Genomic DNA, 13,468 nt, shown 5'->3' on the forward strand with positions numbered 1-13,468 from the left:
TCGCCTGCGCGCGTCGCGCATCATGGTGTTGTTCCCGGGAGGGAAGGCCGCCGATGACGAGAACCAAGGCCGTGGCCTGGGCGGGGGGTGTCTCCTACCTCCTCGTGGTGGGTCTGCTGGTGGGGGGTGCGCCGCGGGCGTCGGGCACCGTCCATGGCGTCGGGGCACTGCTGGCTGTGAGCCTGCTCGCCGGCGTGGTGCGACGGATGCCGCTGTCGGCTCTGGCCATGGCCCTCTTCGGATCCACTGCCGTGGTGGTGGGTCCTCCGAGTCCCGGCCCGGTGAGCCTGACGGCGTCGTACCAGGGCCAGTTCCTGTCGTACCTCGCGGTGGACCTCGTGCTGGGTTTCATCGTCGCCACCTGCGTACGGCGCGCTTCGATCGTCGCGGTGGCCGTGTCCTTCGCCGTGCAGTTCCTGGTGATCGGCGTCTTCACGCACGGGGACGGCCTGGCCGTCAACGAGGTGATCGCGCTTCTGGCGATGGCCGCGTCCTGCATGGCCGGTCAGCTGAGCCGCGAGCGCCGCGAGCACGCGGTGGTGCTACGTTCCCAAGAGGTGGCCGAGGCCGTGACCGCCGAACGGCTGCGGATCGCACGGGAGTTGCACGACATGGTCGCGCACAGCATCGGCATCATCGCCATTCAGGCCGGTGTGGGCGGCCGGGTCATCCAGACCCAGCCGGCGGAGGCGCGGGAGGCCCTGCGCGCCATCGAAGCCACCAGCAGAGAGACTCTGTCGGGCCTTCGGCGCACGCTGGTGTCACTCCGTCAGGCGGATCGGGGCGTGACCGTCTCGGAGCGGTCACCGCTCGCACCCTCGCCGGGGCTGGCGGACGTCGAACGGCTGGCGGCGGCGACCGCGGGCGCGGGGGTACGCGTCGACCTGTGCTTCAGCGGGGAGCAACGTCTCGTGCCGGCCGACATCGACCTGTCCGTCTACCGCATCGTGCAGGAGGCGCTGACCAACGTGGTCCGGCACGCGGGCATCGGGCGTTGCCGGGTGGCCATCGGCTACGGAGACGAGGAGCTGTCCGTGGAGATCGTCGACGACGGGCGCGGCGCCACCGGGAAGGGCTCGGCCCAGGGCTTCGGCATCATCGGGATGCGGGAGCGCGTCGGTCTGCTGGGCGGCCGGCTCAGCGCCGGACCGCGCCCCGAGGGCGGCTTCCGGGTGACGGCCCGGCTGCCGCTGCCCGCACCCGTCGCAGTTCCGATGGAGGCCCGATGACCGTCCGGGTGGTGCTCGCCGACGACCAGCCGTTGGTCCGGTCCGGCCTGCGCGTGCTCATGGCCGATCACCCCGACCTGGAGGTCGTCGGTGAAGCCGCCACCGGCGCCGAGGCCGTCCGACTGGTGAGCGACACCAGCCCCGACGTCGTGGTCATGGACATCCGGATGCCCGGCATGGACGGGATCGAGGCCACCCGCCTGATCACGGCCGGTCCGGCAACCGCACGCGTCCTCGTCCTGACCACCTTCGACGAGGACGCCCACGTCTACGGCGCGCTCCGGGCCGGCGCGAGCGGGTTCGTGGTCAAGGACATGGCGCTGGACGACATCCTCGCGGCGATCCGCGTGGTCGCCGCCGGCGACGCACTGATCGCGCCGGGCGTGACGCGCCGTCTGATCGCGGACTTCAGAGGGCGTCCCGCGCCGGCCCCCGAGCGCTCCCCCCGGCCGGTCGAGGGCATCACCGAGCGGGAACGGGAGGTGCTGACCCTGGTCGGACGTGGCCGGTCGAACACCGAGATCGCCGAGGACCTCTTCATCACGGTGGCCACCGCCAAGTCGCACGTGTCACGCCTGCTCACCAAACTGGGCGCCCGGGACCGGGTCCAACTCGTCATCACGGCCTATGAGATGGGGCTCGTCACCCCGCCTCGCTGACGGTGTCCCCGGCCCCCGCGGTGAAGCCGGACATACCCTGTCGCTCACGTCTCGGGTACGAGCCGCCGAAGGAACAGTCGCTGAAGACGGCGTACGAGCACGCAGGGAAGATCCGGGACGTCCACGATCGTCGGCTCCTCGGCGAACTTCCGCTACTCCTCGGCCTGATCATCGGTCAAGAACGCCACCGGCGCGGCCCGGACCGCAGCGGGGCCGCGCCCGTGATCGACGATCTTCCAGCGAATCCCTGCTCTCGTACTGATCGCCGGTCCGGCCGGCCATGATCGATCTCAGCGCCGACGGCTGTACCGATGGTCCGCGTGGCCGGAAACGGCGCGTGGGCCGAGACATGCGGGCGCCCGGCGCGCCTCCTGACGACTGGCGATCGGTCAACGCCCCGCCCGGCTGCGCACCACGCCCTCCCGGCACTTGCGGACCAGGACCGCCCACGTCACCACCAGGAACAGCACCGCGAACCCCGCCAGGACCAGCCAGCCCCGGGCGGCCGGATGACCGAACGAGTCCCCGTACGACTCCAGCAGCGGACGGCCCAGCGGTGAGGCACCCGCGCGCCACAGCGACTCCAGGCCGACCCCGCTGCCCAGCGCCTCGAACGCCCACCGGTTGGTCATCGCCCAGCTGATCGCCTCCCCGGCCCCCGTCATCCGCGGCACCGGCACGAACGCCCCGGAGAACAGCACCTGCGGGAAGCAGAGCAGCGGCAGCATTAGCGTCGCCTGCGCCGGCTCCGTCACCGCGGCCGAGGCGAGCAGCCCCAGCGCCAGCGCGGCGGCCGAGGCCAGCACGCTCGACACGAACAGGGACCCGTACGTCGTCCACCCCGTCGCGGGCAGTCGGTCCAGCGCCCGCAGCACCACCAGCAGCAGCGCGTCCGCGAGCGCGAGCACCGGCAGCATCGTGGTCAGCTTCGACGCGAGGTACGGGCCGATCCGCAGGCCGGCCAGCCACTCGCGACGCAGCACGGGCAACTCGGCGCAGATCTGCAGCAGTCCGTAGGTCAGCCCGAAGAAGAACGCGCCGAAGGCGATCCAGAACATGATCATCGCTGTCGACCCGGGATCCGGCGCCGCGGGATCGAACGCGCCCGCGCGGAACAGCACCGCGAACATCGCCACGATCATCACCGGCGAACCTGCCAGGACCGCGGCCGACAGACGGTTGTGCAGGAGCAGCGCGGTACCACGGCGGGTGAGCAGTGACCACTGCCGCACGGCGCCGACGCGCCGCGGACGTACGGGAGACGGTGGGGCACCGGTCCGCCCGGCGTCCGGTGGGGCGGTCTTTCCGACGCCCGCGGGGACGGCCCGCTCGGCGCGCGCCCCGCCCGCCACCGCCCCGTAGACCTCCTCGACCGTGCCGACCCCGAACGCACCGCGCAGCGCGCCCGGTTCACCTGCGTACGCCACCTCGCCGCCGGGCGAGAGGAACACGACCTGGTCACCGCGGAGCAGATCGGCGAGGGTGTGCGTGGTGAGCACGACGGTGGTGCCCTCCTCGGCCAGTGCGCTCAGGGTCCGCAGCAGAGCGGCCCCGGTCACCGGGTCGAGCCCGGAGGTGGGCTCGTCGAGGAACAGCGCCCGCGGCCGGGTGAGTAACTCGGCCGCGATACAGGCTCGTTTGCGCTCTCCGCCACTGAGCGCGCGTACGGGCGTCGAGGCCCGAGCGGAGAGGCCGAGCGTCTCCAGGACCCGGTCCACGCGTGCGGTGACCGCCTCGGCGGGCGTGCCCGCGGGCATCTGCAGCCCCGCCGCGTACACCAGCGTCCGGTGCAGCGGCAGCTCGCGGTGGATGATGTCCTCCTGCGGTACGAACCCGAACTCCGGCCCGGGTGAACCGGGTTGGGCTCCGTCGTGCAGGACCGCCCCCTCGGTCGGGGCGCGCAGCCCGGCCAGCGTCTGCAGGAGGACGGTCTTGCCCGCCCCGCTGCTGCCGGCGATGACGGTGAGCCGTCCGGGGGCGAGGTCGAGGGACACGTCATCCAGGACACGGCCCGCCCCGCGCACCTGCTGACTCACCGAACGCGCCTGTATGCGCGTGCCGTTGAGCGGGGGAGAGGAGGCTTCGGCGGACGAGCGTGGCTGCATGGGCGTCGGCATGGATGCAGGATGCCAGGGGCCGACCCGGCACGCGGCCCACCCGGGTGTCGCGCACCGCACCGGCCCGGCCGGTTCTGGGCGACGGACCCCACGAGGCCGGTACGCCGGCCCGTATTCCGGCGGGTCGGCCGGCCCGCGAGCCGCGGTGCGGGCGCCCCGCACGGCGCGCTTACCGCACGGACATCGACCGCGGCGGCCGTGTCCATGCCGGGCAACGGCCGCGGGAGCCGTAGCGTGGGGCACCGTAGATCCGGAATACCGTGAAGGCCGACCCCATGGTGACGCGATGTGTTGGAGTGCGACGGCCGACCTGGCAGCCGGTGCCGGTATCGCCGCTGTGGGAGTGGCCTGTGTGACGCGTGCGCGGCGGGCCCGGGACCTACCGTTGGCCGCGCTGCCGCTGCTGCTGGGAGCCCACCAGATCGTCGAGTCCCTGGTCTGGCACTCCGGTGGGGGAACGGGCCCCGCCACCGTCGCCTGGGCGGCCATCGCCCTTCCGCTGCTGCCCGTGTGGGTGTCGGCGGGCGTGTTGTGCGCGGCGCCCCGGCACGCCCGCCGCCGGCTCACGATCCCCCTCGTGATCGGCGTCGTCACCGCCGCCGCCCTCACGTTCGCGCTCGCGACCCGTCCGGTGCGGGCCGAGATCCGCGGCCACACGCTCGGCTACGTGGTCGACCTGGCCCACCCGGAACTGCTCGTCAGCGGCTACCTCCTGGCCACCGTCGGCTCGCTGCTGCTCTCCGGCGACCGGCTGCTGCGACTGCTCGGGCTGCTGGTCGGCGCGGGCGCGCTGATCTGCTGGGCGCTGTGGGAGCTGGAGTTCGTTTCGACCTGGTGCGGGTTCGCCGCGGTGTGTTCGGTGGCGCTGTACGGGTGGGTGCGGCGCCGGCCGGATGCCCCGGGCCGGGGAAACTGACGCCGCCGCCGCCGGCACCGCACGACGCGACCCGGACCCGGACGTCCCCACTCGTGTCGGCCTTCCACGAGGACCGCCGTGCCCCCACGTGGGGACACGGCGGCGGAACCCTCGAACCGGCGCGATGCCGGGTGACCGCGGGTGTCAGGGGGCGGGCTGTCGCAGCACGGCGACGTCCCTGGGGGAGAGGACGACGGTGCCCTCGTCGTCCGTCCGGCCGACCAGCGGCTCCCCGGCGATCCCGGGCAGCGCCACCGTCTCGTCGGTCCGGTTGACCAGGAAGAGATAGCGGCTGCCGTCGCCGCGCCGCACGATCAGCTCGACGCTCCCGCGTGCCGCGTCCGGCAGTTCACTGCCGACACCGGCGGGCGCGAGCAGCTCCGGCAGCAGGCCGGTGAGGCCGTCGGCGCCGAGCCGGGTGGAGATGTACGCGGCCGAACCCTGGCCCACCGTACGGCGGGTGACCGCGGGCCGGTCGGCGTACGTGCCGCTGCGGTAGTGGGCCAGCACCTCCACCGCGGGGTCGGTGACCGTGATCCGGTCGGTCCACACGGTACCGGTCGCCCCACCGCTCACGCCGTTCACACCGACCTCGACCGTGTCCGTGCCGAGCAGTGGGCCGAACTCCTCGATGCGGATGCCGAGCAGCTCACGCAGGGCACCCGGGTAGCCGCCGAGCCAGATGTGGTCGTTCTCGTCGACGACGCCGGAGAAGTACGTCGTGACCAGGTGGCCGCCGTTCTCCACGTACCGGGTGAGTTCCTTGGCCAGCGGCGCCGGGACGACGTGCAGCACCGGCGCGATCAGGACCTCGTACCGGTCCAGTTCGGCGTGCGGGGTGACGACGTCGGCGCGGACGCCGAGGGCCAGGAGGGCGGAGTACCAGTTCAGCGCCTCCTGCCGGTAGTCGAGGAGGGAGGTCGGGTGGGAGTCCTGCTCGCTCGCCCACCAGGAGTCCCAGTCGAAGACGATGCCGACCCGGGCCGGCTCGCGGTGGGTCCCGGCGACCGGGGCCAGCGCGTCGAGGGTCTGCCCGAGGCCGGTCACGGCACGGAAGACCTCGCTGTCGGCACCGGCGTGCGGGAGCATCGCCGAGTGGTACTTCTCGGCACCGGCCGCCGACTGGCGCCACTGGAAGAAGCACACCGCGTCGGCGCCGTGCGCCACATGGACGAGCGAGTCGCGGGCGAGGTCGCCGGGCCGCTTGGCCACGTTGACGGGCTGCCAGTTGACGGCACTGGTCGAGTGCTCCATGAGGAACCACGGACGGCCGCCGGTGATCCCGCTGACGAGGTTGGCGGAGAAGGACAGCTCGTCCCGGTCCTGCGGGCCCGGCACCACGTAGTGGTCGTTGGAGACGAAGTCGATCTCGGCGGCCCAGTCCGTGTAGTTCATGCCCTTGGTGCCGCCCATCACCATGAAGTTCGTGGTGATGGGCACCGCGGGCGTGAGCTCGCGCAGCACGTCGCGCTCCGCGCGCAGGTAGTCCTTGAGCGCGTCGGAGGAGAAGCGCTTGAAGTCCAGCTGCTGGGTGGGGTTCGGGTGGGTGGCGGCCAGCCGGGGCGGCAGGATCTGCTCCCAGGCGCTGTAGCGCTGTGACCAGAACGCGGTGCCCCAGGCGTGGTTGAGGGCGTCGAGCGTCGTGTAGCGCACGCGCAGCCAGTCGCGGAAGGCGCGGGCGGCGTCGTCGGAGTAGTCGTAGACGTTGTGGCAGCCCAGCTCGTTGGAGACGTGCCAGGCCACCAGCGCGGGGTGGTCCGCGTACCGCTCGGCCATCGTCCGTACCAGACGCAGCGCGTGCTCGCGGAAGACGGGCGAGGTGGGACGCCAGTGCTGTCGTGCCCCGGGCCACAGCGTCTCGCCGGAGGCGGTCACGGGGAGGATCTCCGGGTGTGCGGTGGTGAGCCAGGGCGGCGGGGACGCGGTGGCGGTGGCCAGGTCGACGCCGATGCCGCCCGCGTGCAGCAGGTCCATGATCTCGTCGAGCCAGGCGAAGTCCCACTCGTTCTCGGCCGGCTGGATGCGGGCCCAGGAGAAGATCCCGACGGAGACGATGTTGACGCCGGCCTCACGCATCAGCCGTACGTCCTCCTCCCACACCTCGCGCGGCCACTGCTCCGGGTTGTAGTCGGCGCCGTAGGCGAGTCGGGGAGTGGGATCACCGTCCGGCCCGTGCCGCAACTGGGACAGGAGGGTGGAGATCATGGCGGTCCTTCCGATGTGCTGCACGGGGTGGTGCGAGGTGCGTGGTGGGTGGCGGAGGGCCGCCGCTGAGCCTCCGCTCCTCAGCGGCAGCCCTCCGTGTGCCTACTTCTGGACGGTGAAGCCCTGCTCGTTGCCGTACTTGATCGAGGCGTCCTGCCAGGACTTCAGACCTTCGGCCAGCTTGGTGCCGGAGATGTAGGCCTTGCCGACGGTGTCGTTGAAGATCGAGTTGGCGTACTGCTGGAAGGGCAGGTACGACCAGTCGCTGCCGACGTTGGCGGCGGACTCGGCGAAGATCTTGTTGGCCTGCTGGCCGCCGAAGTAGTCGAACTTGATGTTCTGGAAGTCGGTGGACTGGAGTTCGGCCTTGGTCGCCGGGAACGCGCCTTCCTTGATGCGGCTCTGCACGCCGTCGCCGGAGTTGGCGTACTCGACGAATGCGTAGGCGAGTTCCTTGTTCTTGCCCAGCGCGGGCAGGGCGAGGGAGCTGCCGCCGTTCTCCGCGGTCGCCTTCTCTCCCTTGGCCCACTGCGGCATCGGGGCCGCCCGCCAGTCACCGGAGGCGTTCGGCACCCCGGAGACGAAGTTGGCGGGCATCCAGGCGCCGGTGGTCAGGGTGGCGATGGTGCCGTCGCCGAGGCCCTTGTACCAGTCGTCGGTCCAGCCGTTGATGGGCGCGAGGAGCTTCTCGTCGATGAGCTTCTGCCAGGTGTCGGTGTACTTCTTGGCGCCCGCGTCCTCGAAGTTGACCGCCACCTTCGTGCCGTCGACCTTGTAGGGGCGCGAACCGGCCTGCCACAGCATGCTGGTGGTGAAGCCCGCGTCGCCGGCGTCGTTGGCGATGTACGCCTTGGGGTCGGCCTTGTGCAGCTTGCGGGCCGCGTCGACGTACTCGTCCCAGGTGGTCGGGACGGCGATCTTGTACTTGTCGAAGACCTTCTTGTTGTAGAACATCGCCATGGGGCCGGAGTCCATCGGCAGGCCGTAGACCTTGTCACCGTCGCTCACGGCGTTCCACGGACCCGGGGTGTACTTGGAGGCGAGCTTGTCGGCGCCGTACGGGGCCAGGTCGCTGAGGCCCTTGGTGAGGGAGTACTGACTCAGCGCGAAGTACTCGACCTGGGCGACGTCGGGGACACCCTTGCCGGCCGCGATGGCGTTCGACAGAGCGGTGTAGTGCTTGTCACCGGACCGGTCGCCGACGAGGTTGACCTTGACCTTGGGGTACTTCTTCTCGAAGTCGGCGACGACCGTCTTCAGCGTGGGCTCCCAGGCCCAGACCGTGACCGACCCGCCCTTCTTGAGGGCCGCCTGGATGTCCGTGGCGGAGACGGCCTTCTGGCCGGAGCTGCTGTCGTCGGAGCCTCCGCAGGCGGTCGCCCCCAGGGCGAGGACGGAGAGGAGGGTGAAGCCGCGCAGCAGGCGGCCGGTGGTTCTGCGCATGGAGGTGCTTCCACTTCTTCGTGGGCGGGACTTCTTCATGGGTGGGACAGAGGGGAGCAGGAAGAGATGAGGCTGCGGGGGGCGGCGGCCTGAGGCCGGGCTATTCCTTGACGCTGCTTAGGCGGCGAGCCCGGACTGCCAGTACTTCTGCAGCAGCAGGAACGCGGCGATCAGCGGCACGATGGTGAGCAGCGAACCGGTGATCACCAGGTTGAAGATCACGTCGCCGCCGATCGTCTGGGCCTGGGAGTTCCACGCGTCCAGGCCCAGTGTCAGGGGGTACCACTTCGGGTCCTTCAGCATGATCAGCGGCAGGAAGTAGTTGTTCCAGGTCGCGACCGTGGTGAACAGCAGGACGGTCACGGTGCCGGGGGCGAGCAGGGGCAGGGCCACCTGGAAGAAGGTGCGGATCTCGCCCGCTCCGTCGATGCGGGCGGCCTCCATCAGTTCGGTGGGGATGGCCTCGCTGGCGAAGACCCACATCAGATACAGACCGAAGGGCGACACGAGCGAGGGGATGATCACCGCCCAGGGCGTGTCGGTCAGCCCCATCTTGCTGAACATCAGGAAGGTCGGTACCGCCAGGGCGGTGCCGGGCACGGCGACGGCACCGATGACCACGGCGAAGACGGCGCGCTTTCCGGGGAACTTGAACTTCGCCAGCGCGTAGCCGCCCAGGATCGCCAGGAGGGTGGCGCCGCCGGCGCCGAGCACGACGTACAGCAGGGTGTTCAGCAGCCACCGGACGAAGATGCCGTCGTGGTACGTGAACGTGTCGTGGATGTTGCTCCAGAGAGCGAACTTGTGGCTGAACCACAGTCCGGACGAGTTGGCGAGTCCGTCCTGGGTCTTGGTGGCGCTGATGACCAGCCACAGCAGGGGCACCACCGTGTAGACCAGGATCAAGCCGGTGAGCACGGTCAGCAGAATGCTGCGCTTGGGGCGCCTGGGCACGTCCTTGCGGCGGGTGCGCAGGCGGGGCGTGCCCTTGGAGGCGCCGCCGGCTTCGGCGGGTGCGGAGTGGGAGCCGGTGGTGACGGGGCTGCTCGTGCTGCTCGTGCTGCTCGTGCTGCTCGTGCTGCTCGTGCTGCTCATCGGGTTACGCTCCCTTGCGCATGCCGCGGAGCTGCACGACATAGGCGATGACCATGGTGATCAGCCCCATGATGATGGCGACCGCCGCGGAGTAGTTGTGCTGCTGCCCGTTGAAGGACAGTGAGTACGTGTAGAAGTTCGGGGTGTAGTCCGTCGTGATGGCGTTGCGCGCCAGCGGCCGCAGGATGCTCGGCTCGTTGAACAGCTGGAAGCTGCCGATGATCGAGAAGATCGTCGCGATGACCAGGGCGCCGCGGATCGCGGGGAGTTTGATGGCCGTGATGACGCGGATCTGTCCGGCGCCGTCGATCTCCGCCGCCTCGTACAGGGACTGCGGGATCACCCGCAGCGCCGAGTAGAAGATCAGCATGTTGTAGCCGACGAACTCCCAGGTGACGATGTTGCCGATCGACGCCAGGATCAGGTTCGAGGAGAGCGGGTCGGGCAGGGTGACGTCGAAGGCGCTGTTGATGTCGCCGACCAGGCCGAACCGGGTGCCGTACATGAAGCCCCACATCAGGGTGGCGACCACGGCGGGCACCGCGTACGGCAGGAAGATCGAGATCCGGAAGAAGTCCCGGCCGTACAGGCGGCCGCTGTCCAGGGTGAGTGCCACGAACAGGGCGATGCCGAGCATGATCGGCACCTGGATCACCAGGAACAGGGAGACACGGGCCAGGGAGTCCCAGAACTGCTGGTCCTGCAGTGCCTGTTGGTAGTTGTCGAGGCCGACGAAGGACGTGCCGCCGATGAGCTTGTCGCGGAAGAGGCTGAGATAGATCGAATAGGCGATCGGTGCCAGGAAGACGAAGGCGAAGACCACCGCGAAGGGGCCGATGAACCCCCAGCCTGTCCAGGAGCGGCGGTCCCGTTTACCCGGAGGCCTCTCCGGACGCCGTGTCACGGCCGCGGGGGGTTGAAGCGTCGTCATGTCGTTCCTCGCTCGTCCATCTCGGAACCGGCGGAGCACGCCGTCGCGATGTTTGCGTAAACATCAGCCGCGGAAAGGGCCCTGGCCTGTTATGTTTACGTAAACATCTGATGGCGGCATGTCTACACTGCGCCAATGTCGGTGGTCAAGAGTCGCCGAAATAACGGCTTCTCGGGAGCAGGGGAGACGGGTGGACACTGCGGACAGCGGGTCGACGGACCTCGATCGGGCCCGTACGCGCACGGGAAAGCGGCCGGGGCGTCGTACGCAGGGCGCGTCCATGGCGGACGTCGCGCGGCTGGCCGGCGTCTCGTCGCAGACGGTCTCCCGGGTGTCCAACGGCTACGACGGTGTCAACGAGGAGACCCGCCAGCAGGTACTGGCAGCGATGAAGGAGCTGGGGTACCGGCCCAACAGCGCGGCCCGGGCCCTGAAACGCGGTGAGTTCCGCACCATCGGCGTCATCACCTTCAACCTCTCCACCACGGGCAACATGCGCACCCTGGAGGCGATCGCCACCTCCGCGGCGCAGGACGGCTACGCCGTCACCCTCCTGCCCGTCGCCGTCCCCACCCAGGACGAGGTACGGGGTGCCTTCTCCCGGCTCGGCGAGCTCGCCGTCGACGCCGTCATCGCCATCATGGAAGTGCACCTCCTCGACGCGGCGACCATCTCCCTGCCTCCCCATGTACAGGTCGTCGTCGCCGACTCCGACGCCGGCGACCGCTACGCCGTGGTCGACACCGACCAGGCGGGCGGAGCCCGTGCCGCCGTACGGCACCTGCTGGACCTCGGCCATCGCACGGTCTGGCACCTCGCGGGACCGGAGGAGTCGTTCGCGGCGCAGCGCCGCGCCGACGCGTGGAACGCCGCCCTGACCGAGGAGGGGCGCGTCGCACCGCCCCTCGTGCGGGGCGACTGGTCGGCGGAGTCCGGCTACCGCGCGGGTCTGCTCCTCGCGGACGAGCGGGACTGCACGGCGGTGTTCGCCGCCAACGACCAGATGGCACTCGGGCTCCTGAGGGCCCTGCACGAGCGGGGCCGGAGGATTCCCGAGGACGTCAGCGTCATCGGCTTCGACGACATCCCGGAGGCCGGTTCCTTCCTGCCGCCGCTGACCACGGTGCACCAGGACTTCGCCGAGGTGGGACGCCTCTGCGTCGAGGGCGTCCTGCGTCGGATGCATCTGGACGCGACGGAACACGGCACCACCCTCGTCCCCACCAAGCTCGTGGTGCGCGCCAGCACCGCGCCGCCTCCCACCGGGGAATTGCGCGACGGGGACTCGAGGGTGTCGCTCGACGCCGGGTGAGACCTGTCTGCGGGAGGGGGCACCACGCCGCGTGGGTCCCCGCCTCTCGTGCGAGGTGGGTATTCGAGTGCGATCTTTCCGTGGCCGTCGGTACCGTGCCTGGCATGGACGTGACGTTCACCAAGGTGTCCGGGCGCCGCTACCGCATGACCGTCGTGCGGGAACACGGACCGCAACTGGCACCGCGACAGGGTCCGGGCTACGACGACCACCTGCCGCATGACGCCGTGCACTTCCTGGTCGAGGCCGAGGCGGGCCTGTCCGGCGGCGTCTTCGGCCGGATCGCGGCCGGGCGGAACAACCTCTTCTGGGCGGTCGATCCCGTCGAGCGGAAACGTCAGGCGCGCCGGGAGGCCAAGCGGCCACCGAGCCCGGCCGAGCGCGCTGACATGGCCCGTTCCGAGACCCTCGCCTCGCTGTGCGATCCGTTGTGGCGACTGCGGTCGGGGCAGCGCTCGGACCTTCCCGAATGGTTCTCATCGATCGCGGCGGACCTCGACTCCGCAGCGCTCGTCGAGCGCATCCTGGTCCGGCTGGACGCGTTCGCCGCGCGCTGGTACGCGCTGCCGGTGGGTGACGGCATCACGCTGTCGTGGCCGGGCACCACGGCGGGGGCGCGCCGCGTCGGGAGGACCGGGCATCTGCCGTCAAGCTGAGGCGCACGGGCTCGGCGGTGGTCTTGCCGCCGTCGTTCGGATCGAGCAGGGAGAAAACGGTGCCGGCCGGCACCGCCAGGTCGATGCCGTCGAGGACCGTCTTGTCCCCGTAGGCCTTGCGCATCCCCTTGGCCGCGATGGCGTGTGAGTGCGATGTCGATGTCGTCATGCCCCAGAGGTTGCGGCAGCCGCATCCAGCGCGGCTTCACGATGGTTTCAGCGCCCTGGAACCGGGCGGTGGAAGGCAATGCCGCATTGCCTCCCTGCCGTTGCTGCCTCAGCGCCCGGCGAATCGGCAAACACCGGCGTCGACATTCGGAGCAGTGGTCAGCGGGGCGGCATCAGGCCCGATACGGAGGCCGGCACGCCCGCGGGAAGAGGGAGACCGGGTGGTGTGGATGGCTCGCGTGACGCCGTGGCGTCGTACGAGCCTGCCGCACCACCCAGCCGCATCCGGGATGCAACCGGCTGGTGAATCGTCCTCCTCCGCGAAGAGGCCCATCGCAGCAGCGCGATCAAGGCCTTGATACGTAAGACCGGCTGCCACGCTCCTCGATGGAGGGAGGGCAGCCCACCTACTCGGATGGCCTCAGTAATTCACTTCAGCGAATCTGACACAATGCTCTTGGCGTGAGGCCACCCATTCGGCGGAGCGCGAGGATGGAAACAGGGACGTCGTACCACCGGGCGGTTCGCCTTCGCCGACTCTTCCCGGTCGCTGACGTAAAATTTGCTGATGAAACGTTCCGGCACTCGTCCGGTCCTAACCCACCCCGCACTGCCGTGACAGTCGTAGCCCGGTGGCAGCCCCCTGTCCGTCGCGCACGGCAGCTGACCGCAGGTTGCGGAAGGGGACAGCCGGAGGATGTGGCAGGCCGCCGGTCAGGCCCTTGGGAGCCTCCCGG

At 70.3% G+C, this 13,468-nt stretch carries 10 protein-coding genes and 1 pseudogene; 5 read left to right on the forward strand and 6 right to left on the reverse strand.

Translation table 11 applies throughout. From position 1 onward, the window contains the following. Window positions 1–53 precede the first annotated feature (53 nt). Together HEP85_RS36290 and HEP85_RS36295 are read left to right on the forward strand one after the other, a co-directional pair. Window positions 54–1,229 (forward strand): sensor histidine kinase, encoded by a 1,176-nt coding sequence (locus HEP85_RS36290; RefSeq protein ID WP_168531713.1) that lies wholly within the window; start codon window positions 54–56, stop codon window positions 1,227–1,229. Beyond that, window positions 1,226–1,888 carry a response regulator transcription factor gene (locus tag HEP85_RS36295; RefSeq protein WP_168531714.1) on the forward strand — a complete coding sequence of 221 codons (663 nt, stop codon included), beginning with the start codon at window positions 1,226–1,228 and terminating at the stop codon, window positions 1,886–1,888. The genes HEP85_RS36290 and HEP85_RS36295 overlap by 4 nt, the downstream gene beginning before the upstream one ends. Before the next feature lie 389 nt (window positions 1,889–2,277). Here HEP85_RS36295 and HEP85_RS36300 read toward each other — a convergent pair whose 3' ends face one another. Beyond that, window positions 2,278–4,005, reverse strand: a complete 1,728-nt coding sequence (locus tag HEP85_RS36300) for an ATP-binding cassette domain-containing protein (protein ID WP_248002218.1) — start codon at window positions 4,003–4,005, stop codon at window positions 2,278–2,280. Window positions 4,006–4,291: 286 nt separating this feature from the next. Here HEP85_RS36300 and HEP85_RS36305 point away from each other — a divergent pair, with 286 nt between their 5' ends. After that, window positions 4,292–4,921: a DUF6629 family protein gene (locus HEP85_RS36305; RefSeq protein ID WP_168531715.1), complete on the forward strand. Its 630-nt coding sequence runs from the start codon at window positions 4,292–4,294 to the stop codon at window positions 4,919–4,921. A gap of 144 nt (window positions 4,922–5,065) precedes the next feature. On the opposite strand, the gene HEP85_RS36310 is transcribed toward HEP85_RS36305, so the two are convergent. The 4 genes from HEP85_RS36310 to HEP85_RS36325 form a co-directional block, all read right to left on the reverse strand. Continuing rightward, complete coding sequence (locus HEP85_RS36310; protein ID WP_168531716.1) at window positions 5,066–7,126, reverse strand: beta-galactosidase; 2,061 nt, start codon at window positions 7,124–7,126, stop codon at window positions 5,066–5,068. A gap of 102 nt (window positions 7,127–7,228) precedes the next feature. Further along, the gene (locus HEP85_RS36315; protein WP_168531717.1) at window positions 7,229–8,569 is read right to left on the reverse strand and encodes an ABC transporter substrate-binding protein; all 1,341 of its coding nucleotides are present in this window, start codon (window positions 8,567–8,569) and stop codon (window positions 7,229–7,231) included. 117 nt (window positions 8,570–8,686) lie between these two features. Then, window positions 8,687–9,664 carry a carbohydrate ABC transporter permease gene (locus HEP85_RS36320; RefSeq protein WP_369658002.1) on the reverse strand — a complete coding sequence of 326 codons (978 nt, stop codon included), beginning with the start codon at window positions 9,662–9,664 and terminating at the stop codon, window positions 8,687–8,689. Window positions 9,665–9,668: 4 nt separating this feature from the next. Beyond that, window positions 9,669–10,595, reverse strand: a complete 927-nt coding sequence (locus tag HEP85_RS36325; protein WP_168531719.1) for a carbohydrate ABC transporter permease — start codon at window positions 10,593–10,595, stop codon at window positions 9,669–9,671. Window positions 10,596–10,875: 280 nt separating this feature from the next. Between HEP85_RS36325 and HEP85_RS36330 the strand changes: the two genes are divergently transcribed. Together HEP85_RS36330 and HEP85_RS36335 are read left to right on the forward strand one after the other, a co-directional pair. Further along, window positions 10,876–11,907 (forward strand): LacI family DNA-binding transcriptional regulator, encoded by a 1,032-nt coding sequence (locus HEP85_RS36330; RefSeq protein ID WP_168531720.1) that lies wholly within the window; start codon window positions 10,876–10,878, stop codon window positions 11,905–11,907. A gap of 104 nt (window positions 11,908–12,011) precedes the next feature. After that, window positions 12,012–12,563 carry a hypothetical protein gene (locus tag HEP85_RS36335; protein WP_168531721.1) on the forward strand — a complete coding sequence of 184 codons (552 nt, stop codon included), beginning with the start codon at window positions 12,012–12,014 and terminating at the stop codon, window positions 12,561–12,563. On the opposite strand, the pseudogene HEP85_RS36340 reads toward HEP85_RS36335, so the two are convergent. After that, a pseudogene (locus tag HEP85_RS36340) lies at window positions 12,544–12,732 on the reverse strand (ABC transporter); the annotation flags it as partial. The gene HEP85_RS36335 and the pseudogene HEP85_RS36340 overlap by 20 nt on opposite strands. Window positions 12,733–13,468 lie beyond the last annotated feature (736 nt).

The organism is Streptomyces sp. RPA4-2 (assembly GCF_012273515.2).
In the GTDB taxonomy this organism is placed as follows: Bacteria; Actinomycetota; Actinomycetes; order Streptomycetales; family Streptomycetaceae; genus Streptomyces; species Streptomyces kaempferi.